The 18,367-nt window shown below is 70.4% G+C and carries 14 protein-coding genes; 12 read left to right on the top strand and 2 right to left on the bottom strand.

What is annotated here, in order from left to right:
- Position 1: 1 nt before the first annotated feature.
- The 12 genes from gspF to R5H19_RS16175 all read left to right on the top strand — a co-directional run bounded on the left by gspF (position 2) and on the right by R5H19_RS16175 (position 14,281).
- The gene (gene gspF / locus R5H19_RS16230) at positions 2 to 1,219 is read left to right on the top strand and encodes a type II secretion system inner membrane protein GspF (RefSeq protein ID WP_318160080.1); all 1,218 of its coding nucleotides are present in this window, start codon (positions 2 to 4) and stop codon (positions 1,217 to 1,219) included.
- A gap of 31 nt (positions 1,220 to 1,250) precedes the next feature.
- Positions 1,251 to 1,676, top strand: a complete 426-nt coding sequence (gene gspG, locus R5H19_RS16225; RefSeq protein WP_318160079.1) for a type II secretion system major pseudopilin GspG — start codon at positions 1,251 to 1,253, stop codon at positions 1,674 to 1,676.
- A 4-nt stretch (positions 1,677 to 1,680) separates the two neighbouring features.
- Positions 1,681 to 2,139 carry a GspH/FimT family pseudopilin gene (locus R5H19_RS16220; RefSeq protein ID WP_318160078.1) on the top strand — a complete coding sequence of 153 codons (459 nt, stop codon included), beginning with the start codon at positions 1,681 to 1,683 and terminating at the stop codon, positions 2,137 to 2,139.
- Positions 2,136 to 2,558 (top strand): prepilin-type N-terminal cleavage/methylation domain-containing protein, encoded by a 423-nt coding sequence (locus R5H19_RS16215; RefSeq protein ID WP_318160077.1) that lies wholly within the window; start codon positions 2,136 to 2,138, stop codon positions 2,556 to 2,558. Before R5H19_RS16220 ends, R5H19_RS16215 begins: the two co-directional genes overlap by 4 nt.
- Complete coding sequence (locus tag R5H19_RS16210) at positions 2,555 to 3,211, top strand: prepilin-type N-terminal cleavage/methylation domain-containing protein (protein ID WP_318160076.1); 657 nt, start codon at positions 2,555 to 2,557, stop codon at positions 3,209 to 3,211. Before R5H19_RS16215 ends, R5H19_RS16210 begins: the two co-directional genes overlap by 4 nt.
- On the top strand, positions 3,208 to 4,077 hold the full coding sequence (locus R5H19_RS16205) for a type II secretion system protein GspK (RefSeq protein WP_318160075.1): 870 nt from the start codon (positions 3,208 to 3,210) through the stop codon (positions 4,075 to 4,077). Before R5H19_RS16210 ends, R5H19_RS16205 begins: the two co-directional genes overlap by 4 nt.
- The gene (locus R5H19_RS16200; protein ID WP_318160074.1) at positions 4,074 to 5,246 is read left to right on the top strand and encodes a PilN domain-containing protein; all 1,173 of its coding nucleotides are present in this window, start codon (positions 4,074 to 4,076) and stop codon (positions 5,244 to 5,246) included. The genes R5H19_RS16205 and R5H19_RS16200 overlap by 4 nt, the downstream gene beginning before the upstream one ends.
- Positions 5,243 to 5,893, top strand: coding sequence for a type II secretion system protein GspM (gene gspM, locus R5H19_RS16195; RefSeq protein ID WP_318160073.1), 651 nt, complete (start codon positions 5,243 to 5,245; stop codon positions 5,891 to 5,893). The genes R5H19_RS16200 and gspM overlap by 4 nt, the downstream gene beginning before the upstream one ends.
- Positions 5,890 to 6,600 (top strand): hypothetical protein, encoded by a 711-nt coding sequence (locus R5H19_RS16190; protein ID WP_318160072.1) that lies wholly within the window; start codon positions 5,890 to 5,892, stop codon positions 6,598 to 6,600. The genes gspM and R5H19_RS16190 overlap by 4 nt, the downstream gene beginning before the upstream one ends.
- Positions 6,601 to 6,603: 3 nt before the next feature.
- Entirely contained in the window at positions 6,604 to 8,928 is a 2,325-nt protein-coding gene (gene gspD / locus R5H19_RS16185; protein ID WP_318160071.1) for a type II secretion system secretin GspD, read from the top strand.
- 63 nt (positions 8,929 to 8,991) lie between these two features.
- A complete protein-coding gene (gene hrpB / locus R5H19_RS16180) occupies positions 8,992 to 11,511 on the top strand; it encodes an ATP-dependent helicase HrpB (protein ID WP_318160070.1) in 2,520 nt (839 codons plus the stop codon).
- A 160-nt stretch (positions 11,512 to 11,671) separates the two neighbouring features.
- A complete protein-coding gene (locus tag R5H19_RS16175) occupies positions 11,672 to 14,281 on the top strand; it encodes an EAL domain-containing protein (protein WP_318160210.1) in 2,610 nt (869 codons plus the stop codon).
- A gap of 26 nt (positions 14,282 to 14,307) precedes the next feature.
- Here R5H19_RS16175 and R5H19_RS16170 read toward each other — a convergent pair whose 3' ends face one another.
- Both R5H19_RS16170 and R5H19_RS16165 read right to left on the bottom strand, forming a co-directional pair.
- Positions 14,308 to 14,832, bottom strand: a complete 525-nt coding sequence (locus R5H19_RS16170; protein ID WP_318160069.1) for a hypothetical protein — start codon at positions 14,830 to 14,832, stop codon at positions 14,308 to 14,310.
- A gap of 374 nt (positions 14,833 to 15,206) precedes the next feature.
- Positions 15,207 to 17,720, bottom strand: coding sequence for a pre-peptidase C-terminal domain-containing protein (locus tag R5H19_RS16165; RefSeq protein ID WP_318160068.1), 2,514 nt, complete (start codon positions 17,718 to 17,720; stop codon positions 15,207 to 15,209).
- Positions 17,721 to 18,367: the final 647 nt, after the last annotated feature.

The raw sequence follows: 18,367 nt of genomic DNA, 5'->3' as shown, positions 1-18,367 counted from the left end.
GGTGGCGCAGTTCCGTTACAAGGCCGTCAGCGACGCCGGCGAGCTGCTGCAGGGGCAGATGGAAGCCGCCAGCGCCGAGGAGGTGATCGGCCGCCTGCAGGACCAGGGCCACACGCCGCTGGAAGCCCAGCCGGCCGACGGCGCCGGCGGTGGCGGCGGCCTGGCCGCGCTGTTCAGGCGCGGCCCGTTCAGCGGCGACCAGCTGGCCCAGTTCACTCACCAGTTGGCGACCCTGCTCGGCGCCGGCCAGCCGCTGGATCGTGCGCTGGGGATCCTGCTCGAATTGCCGGAGGGCGAGGCGGCGAAGAAGCTGGTCGAGCGCGTGCGCGAGCGCGTGCGCGGCGGCAACAGCCTGTCCTCGGCGCTGGACGAGGAGCACGGCGTGTTCCCCAAGCTGTACGTCAGCCTGGTGCGCGCCGGCGAGGCGGGCGGTTCGCTGGAGGAGACGCTGCGCCGGCTGGCCGACTACCTGGAGCGCGCGCAGCAGTTGCGCGGCAGCATCATCAATGCGCTGATCTACCCCGCCTTTCTGCTGGTCGGCGTGCTCGGCTCGCTGGTGCTGCTGCTGGCCTACGTGGTGCCGCAGTTCGTGCCGATCTTCGAGGACATGCAGGTGCCGGTGCCGTGGATCACCGCGGCGGTACTGGCGCTGGGCAATGCGCTGCAGTCAGGGTGGTGGCTGATCCTGCTGCTGCTCGGCGGCGGCGCGTTCGCCTGGCACGCACGATTGCGCGACCCGGCCGCACGGCTGGCATGGCACGCCCGCCTGCTGCGGCTGCGTCTGCTCGGTCCGTTGCTGCTGAAGGTGGAAACCGCGCGCATCGCGCGCACGCTGGGCACCTTGCTGAAGAACGGCGTACCGTTGCTGAGCGCGCTGGCCATCGCGCGCCAGGTCACCGGCAACCGCGCGCTGGACGCGGCGCTGGAGGCGGCGCACGAGCAGGTCAAGGGCGGCGCGGGACTGAGCCTGGCGCTGGGCCAGTCGAAGCTGTTCCCGCGGCTGGCGCTGCAGATGGTGCAGGTGGGCGAGGAGGCCGGCCAGCTCGACAGCATGCTGCTGAAGGTCGCCGACACCTTCGAGCTCGAATCCAGGCGCGCGATCGACCGTCTGCTGGCGGCACTGGTGCCGGCGCTGACCATCGTGATGACCGTGCTGGTGGCGATCATCATGGCCGCGATCCTGCTGCCGCTGCTCAGCCTGACCAGCAATATCCAGTAGACATTCCATCCGCATACCCGAGGCGATTTCCATGCAGCAAAGGCAACCCCGACGACCCGGCTCCGACGCCGGCTTCACCCTGCTCGAAATGCTCGCGGTGATCGTGCTGATCGGCATCATCGGCGCGGTGGTGGTGACCCAGGTCGGCAAGAACGTCGACAAGGGCAAGTACGGCGCCGGCAAGGCGCAGCTCACCACGCTCAGCCAGAAGATCGAGAACTACGCGCTGGACAACGGCGCGCCGCCGCCGCAGCTGGAAGGGCTGCTGACGAAGCCGGCCAATGCGCCGAACTGGCAGGGCCCGTACGCGAAGGCGTCCGATCTGAAGGATCCGTGGGGCCACGCCTTCGGCTACCAGTATCCCGGCGAACACGGCAGCTTCGACCTGATCTTCTACGGCCAGGACGGCAAGCCGGGCGGTGACGGCTACAGCAAGGACGTGGGCAACTGGCAGTAGGCATGTGAGAACCTCGCGCACCCACGGCTTCACCCTGCTGGAGATGCTGGCGGTGATCTTGCTGATCGGCATTGCCGCGGCGGCCGTATCGGTGTCGGTGACGCAAGGCCTGGCCAGTGCACGCGTGCGCGCGGCCAGTGGCGAACTGGCCGGCGCGCTGCGGGCCACCCGCGCGCAGGCGATCGTGCGCAGCGAGGAACAGCACTTCGACGTGGACACCCGCGCGAACAGTTACGACGGCGCGAAGCGGCAGAATGTGCGTCTGCCGAAAGGCTTGCGCGTGAGCATCACCAGCGCGAAGGAAGACCAGCCGAACGACCATACCGGGCGCATCCGCTTCTTCCCCGACGGCAGTTCCACCGGTGGACGCATCACCCTCAAGAGCGGTCGGCGCGAATGGCACGTCAACGTGTCGTGGCTGACCGGCGAAGTGCGCGTGGTCGATGCGGTGGCGGCGCGATGAACGGCGCGCGCCCGCAGCGGGGCTTCAGCCTGCTCGAGGTGATCGCCGCGATCATGCTGCTGGCGATCGCGTTCACCGCGCTGATGAAGGTGGCCGGCGCCTCGATCGAGCTGAGCCACAACGCGGCCGAACACAGCGAGGCGGCGATGTGGGCGCGCAGCCTGCTCGACAGCGCGTTCGTGGGCGAGCCGGTCAGGCCGGCCAGTCGCTCCGGCCGCTTCAATCCGCGCTACCGCTGGCAACTCGAGGTGACCCCGTGGAACCCGGCCGGAGCGCCGGCGCCGGGCGAACCGCTGCAGCTGTACCAACTGGACCTGGCGGTGACGTGGGGGCCGCCGGCACATCCACGCACGGCGCACTTCCGCACGCTGCGGCTGGGCACGCCGAACCTGGCCGGCAACGCGCAGGCATCCCGATGAAACGCGCCGCCGGCTTCACCCTGCTGGAAGTGCTGGCCGCACTGGCCCTGCTGGCGCTGCTGCTGGTCGGGGTGTACTCGGGCATTCGCACCGCCACCCACAGCGTGCGCTCGGGTGCCGCGGCGATCGAGCGGGTCGACCAGGTGCGCTCGGCCCAGCAGTTCCTGCGCCGCGAACTGGCACAGAGCATGCTGCAGCCGATCGGCCACACCGATCATGGCGAGCCGATCTATTTCGTGGGCAGCGCGCGTGAGATGCGCTACGTGGCCCCGCTGCCCGGCTACCTCGGCAAACTGGGCCCGCAGCTGCAGCAGCTGCGACTGGTCGACGACGGTCACGGCGGCCTGCGGCTGGAGCTGAGCCTGGCGCTGCTGCCGCCGGACGGCCAGCCGGCGCAGCCGCTGGGTGAACCGCAGGTGCTGCTCGATCGCATCCAGGGCGGGGGCTTCCAGTACCGCGGCATCGATCAGCAGGGCGCCGCGCTGCCGTGGTCGCCGAGCTGGGTCGACGGTCGCCTGCTGCCGCAGCTGGTACGGATCGAACTGCAGGTGCCGGGCACGCTGGACTGGCCGCGACTGGATGTGCCGCTGCGGACGAATCCGGCGCAGACCGGGCTGTCGCAGCTGCGCATGCGCGGCGGGAGCATCCGATGAAGCGCGGGCCGCAACGGTCGCCGGCCAGCCAGCGCGGGGTCGCCCTGCTGCTGGTGCTGTGGGCGTGCACGCTGCTGGCGATTCTGCTCGGCGGCTATGCCGCACTGGCGCGCACCGAAGGCCTGCAGGCGCGCTACCAATTCGCCCAGACCCAGGCGCACTACGCCGCCGAGGCCGGCCTGATGCGTGCCGTCTATGGCCTGCAGAGTCCGCAGACCGGGCAGCGCTGGGTCGGCGACGGCCGGCTCTACACGTTCCGCTACGACGGCGCCACGGTCAGCGTGTGGGCGATCGACGAGGGCGGCAAGGTCGACCTCAACGCTGCTTCGCCCGAGGTGCTGCAGGGCCTGTTCCAGGCCGCCGGGTTGCCGCCGGCGCCGGCGCAGGCGCTGGCCGGCCACGTACTGGACTGGCGCAACCCGGTCGGCCTCGAAGGGGAGGCTGCCAGCCAGCGCGCCGCCTACCTGGCGGACGGGCGCGACTACGGCCCGCGCCACGGCCCGTTCGCCAGCGTGGAGGAGTTGCAGATGGTGCTGGGCATGACGCCCACGCTGTACCGGCTGGTGGCGCCGGCGGTGACGATCTGGGCGGGCAGTGCGAGCCCGGATCCGAATACCGCGCCGCCGCTGGCGCTGGCGGCGATCCCGGGAATGACGCCGGAACAGCAGCGGATGATCGAGGCCGCGCGGCAGCGCAACGCGAACGATCCACGGCTGGTTCTGGGCAACGGAACGACGCATAGTATCCGGTCCGAGGCCACGCTGGCCGACGGCACGCGTGCGATCCTGCGTGCCACGGTGCGGCTGCAGGCGGGGCAGGCGCAACCATACATGGTGCTGCGTTGGCAGGAGGGGGAGGCGGAATGAGTACGGCAATGCCGTCGTTGCAGCCGTGGCTGGAGCGCGTACGCCACGCTTGGCGTGCCTCGCCGTTGCCGGGATTCCTCGGCTGGTGGGGCGGCCAGCTGCGCGAGCTGCTGCCACCGCGCTGGCGCGGCTGGTTCGGCAGCGGTGCGGACTGGCACCTGCTGCAGCGCGCCGGCACGCAATGGAGCCTGCGCCGCTGCGGCCATGGCGACGTGCTGGCGGGCTGGGAAGACGGCGTCGACACGGCTGCCGATGGCGCGCGCGTCCCGCCGGTCGCGCTGAGCGCCGCCCTGCAGCGCGTGGATCGCGAAGACCTGCGGCTGGCGCTGCTGCTGCCGCCGGCGGTGGTGCTGCGGCGCCCGCTGGCGTTGCCGCTGGCTGCACGCGACAACCTGCTGCAGGTGGCCGGCTTCGAGATGGACCGGCAGACCCCGTTCACCCTGGCGCAGGTGTACTACGCCGTGCGTGAACTGGGCACGCCGGCCGCACCTGGCCGCTTCAACGCGGAGCTGGTGGTGGCTACCCGCGACACGCTCGACCCGCTGCTGGCACGCCTGCGCGCGCAGGGCATCGCGGTCGATGCGGTGGATCTGGCGCAGGGTGACGGCCGCCTCGGCGTCAACCTGCTGCCGCCGGAGCAGGTGCCGCATCGCGCGCGCCCGCGCCGGCGGCTCAATCTGATGCTGGCCGCCGCGTGCGTCTTGCTGCTGGCCCTGGTGCTGGGCGAGTGGCTGCACAACCGGCAGCAGGCGCTGGCGCAGATGCAGGCCGAAGTCGAGGCGATGCGCGGCGAGGCGCAGCAGGTGGTTGCGCTGCGCCAGCAGCTGCAGGACAACGCCGGCGCGGCCGGTTTCCTGGCCCAGCGCAAGAAGCGCACGGTGGCCATGCTCAGCCTGCTGCAGGACGTCACCGCGCGGCTGCCGGACAGCGCGTGGCTGGAGCGTTTCAGCGTCGACAACACCGGCCAGCTCGGTTTCCAGGGGCAGAGCCAGCAGGCGGCCAAGCTGCTCGACGCGCTGAAGGATTCGAAGCTGATCACCGACGCCAGTTTCCAGGGCAGCATCCAGCCCGACCCGGCCACCGGCAAGGAGCGTTTCTACCTGACCGCGCGCGTGAACCAGCCGAAGCCGCCGGCGGCGAACCCGGCCGCCGACGGGAGCGCGCCATGAAGATGACCGCGATGAGCCCGCGCGACAGCCGCATCGCGGCGATCCTGCTGGCGCTGCTGGCGCTGGGGCTGGCCTACGTCGTGCTGCTGCATTGGTGGTTCGTGGCGCCGCTGCGGCAGATCGGCGCCGAGATGGCCGACCTGCGCGACACGCACAGTCGCTACGCCGCGGCGATCGCCGAGAAGCCGGCACTGCAGCAGCGCCTGGCCGCGCTCGGCGCCGGCCAGGCGGCCAGCAGCGCGTTCCTCGCCGCCGCCGATCCGAACACCGCCGCCGCCGACCTGATGCAACGCGTGGTCGACGTGGTCGCCGGCAACACCGCCGGCGGGCGTTGCGTGGTAAGCCAGAAGATGCCGCTGCCGAACCCGCCGGCCACCGCCGGCGAGCCGTACCGCAAGGCGGCGGTGAGCATCAGCCTCAGTTGCGACATCGAGCCGCTGGCGGCGGTGCTGCAGGCGCTGGAGCAGGGCACGCCGTACCTGTTCGTCGACGATCTCAGCATCTACCGCAACCCGGTCGCCGCGCAGCAGGACAGCGCCGCGCCGCTGGAGGTGCAGTTCACCCTGTCCGGCTACGTGCGCCCGGCGCGCGCCGCGCCGGCGGCGCCGGCCGGCCGTGGGTCCGATGATGCGGGAGCCACGCCATGAACGCCGCCAACCAGCGCCAGCTGACCCCGTGGCTGGTCGCGCTCGCGGTGCTGCTGGGCGCCGTGCTGCTGGTGCTGCTGGCCGGCGTCGGTCGCGGCGCGCGGTGGGATGCGCCGCGCGCCGCGGCGCCGCTGCCGCCGGCCGGCAACCCCGCCGACCTGCCGCAGCCGCAGCCGCTGCAACAATTCGCGCTGATCTGGCAGAAGCCGCTGTTCAGCCCCGATCGCAAGCCGGTGGCGCACGCCGCCGACGGCGGCAGCAGCCTCGGCGACCTCGAACTGACCGGCATCATCCTCACTCCTGGCCTGCGCATGGCCCTGCTGCACGACCGCAACGGCGACCGGCAGGTGCGCCTGCGCGAGGGCGAAGCGCTGCCCGACGGCAGCGTGAAGCTGGTCGAAGTGCGTCCGCGCTCGGCGCTGTTCGACTCGTCGGCGGGGCGCACCGAACTGAAGCTGCCGGCCGGCGCGCCGATCGACCAGCCGCGTGGCAGCGCGGACGCACGTGGCGAGGCAGCGGCAGCGGGCGATGCCGCCGCGCCGGCGGCCGACCGCAGCGGCTCCGGCCAGGCCACGATCGCGCCGATCCATCCGGTTCCGGCGGCGGCAGCGGATGCCGCCAGGGAATCGGCCGCCGAGCGGCTGCGCAGAAGCATCCAGAAACGTCGGGCGGCCCGCGCGGCGGCGACCCACGAAGGAGAACATTGATCCATGTCCCGCACGCTCACCCAACACATCCTGCGCACGGCCACGCTTGCCCTTGTGGTGGGCCTGGCCGCTTGCGCCAGCCTGCCGCAGCCACGTGACGACGGCGCGCTGCAGCGCGAGGCGATGGCCGGCACGCAGAATCCGGTGCCGGCGCCGCTGCCCCTGAACAGCGGCGGTGCCAGTCATGGGGCGGCGGCCACCGCCGAGCTCAGTCACGGCAGCGGCCAGTTCATCCGCCCGGGCGCGCTGGCCACACCGCGGCCGGCGGCCAGCGGCAACGGCGCGGTGACGTTCAACTTCGAGAACCAGCCGGTGCAGGCGGTGGTCAAGGCGATCCTCGGCGACCTGCTCAAGCAGAACTACACGATCGTGCCCGGCGTGCAGGGCAACATCTCGTTCTCCACCGCCGAGCCGGTCGATTCGAGCCAGGCGCTGCCGATCCTGGAGACCCTGCTGTCGTGGACCGGCAACGCACTGGTGCACCGCGACGGCGGCTACGTGGTGATGCCGCAGAAGGACGCGGTGGCCGGCAACCTGGTGCCCAGCCTGGGCGCCGCCGCGCCGCAGGGCGGTCTGCAGGCGCGACTGTTCCCGCTGCGCTACATCTCCGCCAGCGAGATGCAGAAGCTGATCAAGCCGTTCGCGCGGCCGGACGCCACCTTGCTGGTCGATCCGGCGCGCAACCTGCTGGTGATGTCCGGCACGCCGCAGGAACTGGCCAACTACCAGAGCATGGTGCGCACCTTCGACGTCGACTGGCTGCGCGGCATGTCGGTGGGCGTGTTCAACCTGCAGTACGCCAACGTGGGCGAGCTGATGCCGAAGCTGGACGCGATGTTCGGCGAGCACGGCAACACTCCGCTGGCCGGCATGCTGCGTTTCATCCCGATCGAGCGCACCAACGCGCTGGTGGTGATCAGCACGCAGAGCGACTACCTGCAGGAAGTCGGCGACTGGATCGCCCGCATCGACCGCGGCGGCGGCAACGAGCCGCAGCTGTTCGTCTACGACGTGCGCAACATCAAGGCGTCGGACCTGGCCAGGTACCTGGCGCAGATCTACACCAACGGTGCCGGCAGCGGCGGCGACAACGGCGGCCAGGTCGGGCCGGGCCTGGCCGGCGCCACGTTGGGCAGCGCCGACAACGCCGGCGCGACCAGCATGGGCAGCACCGCCGGCAGCTTCGGCAGTCCGGCCGACGCCTCGCGCAACGGTGGCCAGGCCGGTGCCGGCATGGGCAGCAGTTTCGGCGCCGGCGGCAACGGTCGCGACGGCGGCGCTGCGACCGGCGGCGGTTTCGGCAGCGGCGCGGCCGGCTTCGGCAACTACCCGGCGGGCGGCAACGCCGGCGCGGCCAGCGAGCAGCAGTACAGCTCCAGCGACGGCAGCGTGCGGATCAGCTCGGTCGACGGCAGCAACCAGTTGCTGGTGCGCGCGCGTCCGTCGCAGTGGGAAGAGATCAAGAGTGCAATCAACAGGCTCGACAACGTGCCGCTGCAGGTGCAGATCGAGACGCGCATCCTCGAGGTCGCCCTCACCGGCGAATTCCAGTTCGGCGTGCAGTGGTACCTGGAGGGGCTCACCGGCAGCACCACCGACAGCAGCGGCAACATCATTCCCGGCCAGCCGTACCGGCATCGCCAGCTCGGCCTGGGCCAGGGCGGCAACGCGTTCGGCGGCGAGCCGTTCTTCTACTCCTTCATCAACAGCGACCTGCAGGTCGCCGTGCGCGCGATGGAGACCAGCGGCAACACCAAGACGCTGTCGGCGCCGTCGATGGTGGTGATGAACAACCAGGTGGCCAGCATCGCGGTCGGCAATCAGATCCCGATCAACCAGACCAGCGTGAACACCGGCATCGGCAACACCACCAGCTTCAGCCAGGTCAACTACCTGAGCACCGGCGTGATCCTCAACGTGCAACCGCGGATCAATCCCGGCGGCCTGGTCTACATGAACATCAGCCAGGAGGTCAGCCAGGCCGACAAGTCGGTGCCGCTGGTCAACGGCAATCCGGCCATCTCGCAGCGCAAGCTGGCCACCCAGGTGGCCGTGCAGAGCGGCCAGACCGTGCTGCTCGGCGGCCTGATCCAGCAGGCCGAGGGCAACACCGACACCGGCATCCCGGGGCTCAACCGCGTCCCGCTGCTGGGCCGGCTGTTCGGCAGCACCAACCGCAGCCGCAACCGCACCGAGCTGATCGTGCTGATCACGCCGCGGGTGATTCGCGGCGGCGCGGATGCCAAGCAGGTCACCGACGACTACCAGAGCAAGTTCGAATCGCTGGCGCCGCTGCGCGCACCGGTGCATGCCGACGGCAAGCCGTAGCAGATACCCGGCCCCGGCACATCGCCGGGGTCGGCGTACGGCGACGCGGCTATCATCGGCGCGATGAGTGCGCCGCCTTCGTTCCCGATCACCCCGCTGCTGCCCGAGATCCGCGCGTCGCTGGCCGCGACGCCGCGGCTGGTGCTGGAGGCGCCACCGGGCGCCGGCAAGACCACCCAGGTGCCGTTGGCCCTGCTCGACGCGGCGTGGCTGGCCGGACAGAAGATCGTGATGCTGGAGCCGCGCCGGATCGCCGCGCGCGCCGCCGCGCAGTTCATGGCGCAGCAGCTGGGCGAAGCGGTCGGCCAGACCGTCGGCTACCGCATCCGCTTCGAGTCGAAGGTGAGCGCGGTGACCCGCATCGAGGTGGTCACCGAAGGCATCCTGACCCGGCTGATCCAGAGCGATCCGGAGCTGGCCGGGGTCGGCGCGATCGTGTTCGACGAGTTCCACGAACGGCACCTCGCCGGCGACCTCGGCGCCGCGCTGGCGCTGGAGCTGCAGGCCACGCTGCGGCCGCAGCTGCGCCTGCTGGTGATGTCCGCCACGCTGGACGGCGAGCGCATCGCGCGCTGGCTCGATGCGCCGCGGCTCTCCAGCCCCGGCCGCAGCTTCCCGGTGCGCATCGCGTATCCGCCGGCCCGCGCACAGGAAAGCATGGAGCATCATCTCGCCCGCGTGGCGCGGCTGGCGCTGGCGGAGAACGCCGGCGACGTGCTGGCGTTCCTGCCGGGGCGGCGCGAGATTGCGCGGGCGCAGGCGATTCTTGAAGAGACCCTTTCCCGGGGGGATGAGGAAGAAAGTCTTGAAATCGTGCCGCTGCACGGCGAGCTGTCGCTGGCCGAGCAGCAGCAAGCGCTGGCGCCTGCCGAACCCGGTACCCGGCGCATCGTGCTGGCGACCAACGTGGCCGAGTCCAGCGTCACCCTGCCCGGCATCCGCGCGGTGATCGACAGCGGCCTGGCGCGCGAGCCGCGCTTCGACCCGAACTCCGGCTTCACCCGGCTGGAAACGGTGGCCATCTCGCAGGCTTCGGCCGATCAGCGCGCCGGCCGCGCAGGGCGCGTGGCGGAGGGCGCGGCGTACCGGCTGTGGCCGCAGAGCAAGCGGCTCGATCCCGCGCGCACGGCGGAGATCGCGCAGGCCGAGCTGTCCGGTCTCGCGCTGGAGCTGGCTGCATGGGGAAGCGACGCGCTGCCCTGGCTGGACCCGCCGCCGCCCGGCGCGCTGGCGCAGGCGCGCGAGCTGCTGGCGAACCTTGCCGCACTGGATGCCGATGGCCGCATCACCGGGCTGGGCCGGCGCATGCTGGAACTCGGCGCCGCGCCGCGGCTGGGCGCCGCCGCCTTGCGCGCGCCGCCGGAGCTGCGCGCCTTGATCGCCGACCTGCTGGCCTTGATGGAGGCGCGCTCGCCACTGCGCGGCACGCAGGCGCGCAGCGACGATTTCCGTGCGCGAGTAGTCGCGCTGCACGCGTGGCGCGACCGTCGCGGCGGCCTGCCGCGCGGCGAGGTCGACGGCGGCGCGCTGGCCGCGATCGAGCAGGCCAGCAAGGGCTGGCGCCGGCGCCTGGACGTGCGCACCGCGGCCAGCGGAGCGCCTGACAGCCACGCGGTCGGCGACCTGCTGCTGCACGCGTTCCCCGATCGCGTCGCGCGGCGCGACGACGGCAATCCGCTGCGCTACACGCTGGCCAACGGTCGCGGCGCACGCCTGCATGAGCACACCGCGCTGCTGGGTGAACCGTGGCTGGTTGCGCTGGACCTGCGCCTGGAGGCGCGCGACAGCCTGATCCTGGCCGCTGCGCCGCTCGACCCGCGCGTGCTCGAGCGCGACTATCCCGCACGGTTCTCCCGCGAACGCACGCTGCGCTGGAATGACGAGCGCGGCGCCGCCGAAGCGTTCGACGAACGACGTTTCGGCGCGATCGTGCTGGAGCGCCGCAGCGTGCCGGTGAAGGCGGAAGATGCACTGCCCGCGTTGCTTGCCGCCGTGCGCGCCAGGGGTCTCGACGCGTTGCCGTGGAGCGACCATGCGCGGCGGCTGCGCGCGCGCATGCAGGCGCTGCGCGCGTGGATGCCCGAACTGGGCCTGCCGGACGTTTCCGACGCGGCGCTGCTGGCTTCGCTGGAGGATTGGCTGGCGCCGCATCTCGACAGCAAGCACCGCCTCGACGCGCTGGAGGCGGAGACGCTGTTGCAGGCGCTGGCGGCGCTGTTCAACCACGAACAGCGCCGCACGCTCGACGCGCAGGCGCCGGAAAGCCTGCGGGTGCCCAGCGGGCAGAGTCGCCGGCTCGAGTACGCCGAAGGCGAGCCGCCGGTGCTGGCGGTGAAGCTGCAGGAACTGTTCGGCCTGGCCGACACGCCGCGCGTCGGTGGCGGGCGCATCCCGGTCACCCTGCATCTGCTGTCCCCGGCGGGCCGGCCGATCCAGGTGACCCAGGACCTGAAGGGATTCTGGGAGCGCACCTACCCGGAAGTGAAGAAGGAACTGAAGGGACGCTACCCGCGCCACCCGTGGCCGGACGACCCGTGGACCGCCACGCCGACCCACCGGGCGAAGCCGCGCGAGCGGCGCTGAAGCGCCGCCGAGCGTGTCGCGTCGGCGGTGCAACGGCGGCGCAGTTGTGTACCATCAACGGTCACGGCATCGCGTGGTGGATCCCTTGCCCCGAAACAAGGATTTCGACGAGCTCCATACGACGACGGGCGGTCGCGGCGAGCCCGATGCCGCGATTCCGATGCCTTCACCGTGGCGGCTGACAACCTGGCTGTGGAGCCTGCTGGCGTTGCTGTCGGGGCTGGCGCTGGCACTGGCCGTGCACCACCAGCAGAAGCAACGGTTTCAGGTCGAACGCACGCTCGTCCGCAACGAGCTGGCCAACAAGGCCTACGTCTCGTTGCAGGGCAGGCTGCGTGCGGCCGAGTTGCTGCTGCGTGCCGTGCAATCGCTGTTCCTCTCGTCGGAGGAGGTGGATGCGGCCGAGTACGCCGGTTTCTACGCCAACATGCGGCCGCGCGAACAGTTCCCCAGCCTGCTGGCGCTGGCCTACGCGCAGCGCGAGTTGCGGCCGGACGGCGAGCATTACGTGACCCGCTGGGTCGAGCCGCGGTCCGGCAACGAGGGCGTGGTCGGGCTCGATGTCGGCACGCAGCCACGCAATCTTGCCGGCCTGCTGGTTTCGCGCGACAGCGACATGGCGACCCTGTCGGCGCCGTTCCGCCCGGTACAACTGGCCGAATCCGGCGTGGCGGGCGAAGGCGCCACCTTGCGGCTGCCGGTCTACAGCCCCGGCCCCTCGCCGCGCACCGTCGAGGAGCGGCGCGCGCGCATGCGTGGCTCGATCGCGGCGTCGTTCCGGCTGGACGACCTGATCGGCAGCTCGCTGCCCGACCGGCTGACGCGCAACCTGCGCCTGCAGGTCAGCGACGTCACCGGGCCGGGCGCGTTGTTGCTGTTCGACTCCGGCTCCGGCCCGACATGGTCGGGGGACGGCTACCGTTACGAGCGCAAGCTGACGTACGGCGGGCGCGTGTGGAGCGTCGAGATGTCGCCGCTGCCGCATCCTGCCGGCGCGGGCGGTGGGAGCCGGGCGACCCTGCTGGCCGGCGTGCTGGCCAGCATCCTGCTGGCGCTGCTGGTGTACTCCGTCATCAGCACCCGCCAGCGCGCGCTTGCGCTGGGTTGGCGGATGAGCCGCCGCTACCGCGAGAGCGAGGAGCGCTTCCGTGCGTTGAACGAACTGCTGCCGGCGCTGGTGCTGCTGGTCGAGGCCGAAAGCGGGGCAATCACCTATGCGAACCAGGCTTCGCGCGACCGCCTCGGCAAACACGTGACCGAACGGCAGCTGCCCGACCTGTTCGAGGATCAGGATCTGCGCGCGCAGTTGCAGCGGAACGATACCCGCGGTTGCGGCCGGGTCGACGCGGTATTGCGCAACGGCGAAGGCGGCGGCTTCTGGGCCAGCGTGGCGATCTCGCGGGTGCTGCTGAACGGGCGCAGCAAGCTGCTGATGGTGGCCAGCGACATCAGCGAACAGCGTCAGCTGACCGAGCTGCTGAGCCACCAGGCCAGCCACGACGCGCTGACCGGGCTGTACAACCGGCGCGAGTTCGAGCGCCGCCTGCACGCCGCGCTGGCGGCGACCGCCGTCGGCAGCCCGCTGGCCGTGCTGCTGTATATCGATCTCGACCAGTTCAAGCTGATCAACGACACCTCCGGCCACCTCGCCGGCGACCAGCTGCTGGCCCAGCTGGCGATCGTGATGCGCAAGCAACTGGGCGGTACCGACATGCTGGCCCGGCTCGGCGGCGACGAGTTCGGCGTGCTGGCGACCGAAGTGGCCGACCGCGTGGAGGCCGAACGGATCGCCGAGTGCGTGCGTCGCTGCATCGACGGCTACGTGTTCATCTGGGAGCAGCGCAGCTACACCATCAGCGCCAGCATCGGCGGCGTCAGCATCGATCGCCCCGGCATCCTGGTAAAGGACCTGCTGACGCAGGCCGACACCGCCTGCTACATGGCCAAGGAGCTCGGCCGCAACCGCGTGCATTTCTATTCCGAGCGCGACGACGAGACGGTGCGCCGGCACAGCGAAATGGAATGGGCCAATCGCCTGCGCTGGGCGGTCGACGAGCATCACCTGGTGCTCACCTACCAGGAGATCTGGCCGCTGCCGCTGGTCGCCGGCGGCCAGCCCGACATTGAAGTGCTGCTGCGCTTCCGCGAGGAATCCGGCCAGCTGGTGGTGCCCGGCGTGTTCCTGCCGGCGGCCGAGCGCTACGGCCTGATGCCGGCGGTCGACCGCTGGGTGATCGAGACCACGCTGGCGAACTTCGACCGGCTGCACCCGGCGGGCGGCGAAGTGCGCATGGTGGCGATCAACCTCTCCGGCGCCAGCGTCGAGGACGAGGGACTGGCCGGCCTGATCATCGGGCTGCTGCACCGTTACCGGGTGGAACCGTCGCGGGTGTGCTTCGAGATCACCGAAACCGTGGCGGTGCGCAACCTGTCGCAGGTGGTGCGCTTCATGGAGCAGCTGCGCGCGGTGGGCTGCAGGATCGCGCTGGACGACTTCGGCGCCGGGATGTCCTCGTTCACCTATCTGAAGAACCTGCCGCTGGACATCCTCAAGATCGACGGCAGCTTCGTGCGCGACATGCTTACCGACCCGGTCAGCCACCTGATGGTCAGGGCGGTCACCGACATCGGCCATCGGCTCGGCCTGGAGGTGGTCGCCGAATGGGTGGCCGACACGGAGACCGTGCAGGCGCTGGCGGCGCTGGGAGTGAACCGGGTGCAGGGCTTCAGCCTGCACCGGCCCGAGCTGGCGGTGTTCCAGCGCAGCTGAGGCGCTTCCGTTTCACCGCGACGCAGTCATTGCGACACGCAGGTCACATCGGGGTTGGCCGCCGCCATGGCCAGGCAGCGCTGGTTGCGTAGCGCGGCCTCGCGCAGCTGCTGGCGTTCGGCCGTACTGCCGGCGGTGCCGGTGGGCGCCGTGCCGGTCGTGGCGCGCCGATGTTTCTCCACGTCGAAGGTGACCGCTGCCGGCACCTGCTCCGGCTGGTTGCGCTTGTAGAAGAGCGTGTAGCTGCCGGCAGGCGGCTGCCAGGTATCCAGCTGGTCCCAGAAGCTGCCGTCGGAAAACACGCCGCGGGCACGGCTGTCGACTTGTGCCCGACGCGTCTGCGGGTTCATCAGCAGCGCTTCCAGCGTGACGCCCGCGACCTGGGGGAATGCCCCTTCGGCCCGGATGGCGCCGGCGCTGTCCTCGAACAGGCGGCAGGTCACACCGGCGCAACGGACGTTCTTCAGTGGCGTGCCGTGCGCCACGCCGTCGCCGGCCACGTCGCTGTGGCCGAGGTTCTGCCATGGCCAGTTGCCGGGCTGTCCTTGCACGGCAGGTATCCTGCGCCGCTGCCGGCACGGGCGGTGCGGCTTCGGCGTGACGCGGCCGCACGGCCTTCGCCTGACGTGGCTGCACGGCTTCGGCCTGGCGGGGAGCAACCGCCTGGGCGCCAGCTGCGCCGGCAAGGCTGCCGAGCAGCAGGACAGATGCGATCGAGAGTCGGCGTGGTTGGTAGTGAACGCTCGAAGCTGTCGGCGTCGGGCAGCTTGCGCCAGCTGAGCGTGGTGTCGGTGGTCAGCGCGCCCTTGCTGTCGACGCCGGTGCGCGTCCGCATCATCGGGAACCGCGAGGCCCGGTCGTTGCCGGCCGGGCCTCGGATTGTTGCCGGCGTGCTTCCGTGTGCGCCGATGTTCCGCTCAAGCGCTTATGGCGTGTAGCTGCCGGTCAACGTGACGCCGCTGTAGCTGCTGTAGGCGCGCACCATGATGTAGTACGTGCCCGGCGTCGGCGCCGAGGCGGTGCAGCTTTCGTTGTTGCCGGCGACGTACGGGCGGCAATCGTAGCTGCTGGTGGTCGGCGTGGAACCGAGCTTGACGTACAGGTCGGCGTCGCCGCTGCCGCCGGCGATGTTGATGTTGAGGTTGCTGGCCCCGCTCGGCACGACCATCGTGTAGTACAGGGCATTGCCCTTGGTCGCGCTCAGGCCGGATACCGGCACGCCGTTCTGCAGCACGTTGCCGCCGCTGCCGCCGGTGCTCCAGGTCGCCTTGACGCTGACCCCGGAGAACGCGGCGTAACCGTTCAGCATCACGTAGTAGGTACCGGCCTGCGGCGAGGCCACGGTGCAGCTTTCGTTGTTGCCGGTGAGGTACGGGCGGCAGTCGTAGCTGGACAGCGTCGGGGCGGAGCCGAACTTGGTGTACAGGTCGGCGTCGCCGCTGCCGCCGGATTCGGAGATCACCAGGTTGCTGGCGCCGGCCGGGACCACCACGGTGTAGAACAGCTGCGCGCCGGCGGCGCCGGACTGGCCGGTGAGCGCCACGCCGTTCTGCAGCACGTTGCCGCCACCGCTGCCGCTGGAGACCGTCACCGACTGCGTCATGGTGTTGGTCGCGCCGCCGTTGTCGGTCACCGTGAGCGACACGCTGTAGGTGCCGGCGGCGGCGTAGGTATGGCTGGGGTTGGTCGCGGTCGAGGTGCTGCCGTCGCCGAAGTTCCACGAACGCGAGGCAATGCTGCCGTCGCTGTCGGTGGAGCTGTCGGTGAAGTTCACGCTCAGGCCGCTGACCGAGTCGCTGAAGTTCGCCACCGGCGGCACGTTGCCGCCGCCGCCACCGCCGATGTCGTTGGCGGCGCCGCTGATGATCAGCTCGCCGCGTCCGGTGGCCAGGTCATAGCCGACGCCGGCGGTCTCGCCGCCGTTGTTGCCCGAGGTAATGTCGTGGAAGTCGGACGCCGGCAGCTGGTACAGCAGCGGCGCGGCGAAACCGACATTGGCGCCCTTGATGGCGATCACGCGGGCCCAGGCGCCGGCGAACAGCGGCGCGGACAGGCTGGTGCCGCCGTACTGCTGGGTGGCGCCGCTGACGATGATCTTCGCGCCCGAGTTGGGGTCGGCGTCGTAGGCGATGTCCGGCAGGCCGCGCTTGCTGCCCGGGGCCACGCCGTTCTGCCAGCTCGGCTGCGGCTCGAAGGTGCTGGAGCTGCCGCCGCCGCTGGTCCACACGGTGGCGCTGTTCCAGGTGGTGGTGGAGGCGTTCAGCGTGGTGCCGCCTACCGCCACCACGTACTGCGATGCGGCCGGCCAGCTCGGCGTCACGCCGCCGTCGCCGCACTCGTCGGCGCCGGAGTCGCCGGTGGAGATCGAGAAGGTCTGTCCCTGCGCCACCGCCTGCTGGAAGATCTGGTCCTGCGCCGCGGCCGAACCGTCACCCTGCGCGCTGGTCTCGCACTCGCCCAGCGACACGTTGATGATCTTGGTCGCGTTGGCGTTGACGATGGTGTTGAAGTCGGCGGTGAGGTTGGCGTTGGACAGGGTCGGGATGTTGTAGAAGATCAGTTTGCCGACCTGGCCGCCGGCCATGCCGACGATGTCCTGGCTGTCCAGGCTCCACTCGCCCAGGCCGCTGGTGTCGTTGCTGGTGCCGTTGGTGTTGACGGTCTGCGTGGTCACCGTGGCCAGGCCGTTCTGCGAGGTGAACGTGTTGAGGTCGGTGATGGTCTGGGTGATCTTGCCCTGGGTGACGATGCCCACCGGCACGCCGGCCGCGGTGGCCACGCCGCTGCCGCCGTAGATCGAGGCGAACTCGACCGGGTTGTGTCCGGTCACCGCCTGGGTGGTGTAGCCGGCCTGCATCGGCTTGGCGAAGGTATGCGCCAGGTGCACGTTCTGCAGGCCGATCACCGACAGCACGCTGTCCTGCAGGGCGGCGGGGATCTGCACGCCGCTGTTGTTCATGTAGGCCATGCGGCCTTCGCGGGTGCGCACCTTGGCGAAGCTGGTCCTGAACGCGGCCTGTGCGGTGTCGGCGCGGCCGTCGGCCGACACCATCAGCCGGTTCGGTGCGATGCTGACGTTGGTGAAGCCGGCCGAAGTCAGCCAGGCGGCCACCTGGTTCGCCTGGTCGGAAGTCGGCGAATAGTTGGCGACGAACTGCTGGTTCGACATCCGGTGCTGCACCATCGACAGGTTCGAGGTCCTGGCCTCGGCCAGGAAGGTGTGCAACTGGGCCGGGTTGCGCAGCTTCAGCGCCACCTCGATGTGGATCGGCTGCGAGGTGGCCAGCGGACCGCTGAGCACGTCGCCATGGCGCAGGACGGTGGCGTGCTGGTTCAGCGCGACAAAGGCATGGTTGCTGGCCGAGGTGGCGCTGGCTGACCCGATGGCGGCCAGGCCGATGGCGGCGGCCAGCAGCGTGAGGCGAAAATGACTTGGCATTTATGGCTCCGGAGTTTTTCGAGGCAAACGAAGCCGCTGGGGCCGCGTGGACCTCATGGAGTGGACGTCGCGGACAGGCGCGACGCGATGGGTTTCTGTGTGGCTCAGCGATTCCGTACCTGCCATGGCAGGCCCCTGCGGATTTACCGGGGCCGTGCAGGTTTTCGTACCCGTACCAATGCACGCCATGGGCATGGCGGCATCACGGAATCATTCGTCAAGCTCCCCGCTGGCGAACCAGTTGACGGTAGGGTTGGCGGCCAAAAACGGTCAATAGGATTTTTTCAGGGAACCGGTGATTGCCGTCACACAATCCGTGATTTATGAAAAGCCCGCGGATCGCAATTATTTGCGATTTGCGAATACCCGGATTGGGGCGTTGAAATGCCTGTGCAGAAGGCCTTGCGCGACTTCAGGTGTAATGGTGGTGACGATTTTTCGGCAATGCCGTGCGCCGGAATCACGATTATCCAGAGGGGCGTCACGGGCATTAACGGAGCGCCTGAATTTCGTGCGCCGCTGGCGGCGGAGACGCAAATGATTGCGTTTGGAACGAGATTATTTTTTTGACTCATCGAAAGATATTGTCGGCGCAGCGTGCTTCACGCGCCGCATTTCGTCCCGCGGCGGTTTCGCCCGGTCATGTC

The sequence above is a fragment of the Rhodanobacter sp. KK11 genome, from assembly GCF_033345435.1.
Lineage (GTDB): Bacteria > Pseudomonadota > Gammaproteobacteria > Xanthomonadales > Rhodanobacteraceae > Rhodanobacter.
This window is presented reverse-complemented; position numbering and strand designations above follow the sequence as displayed.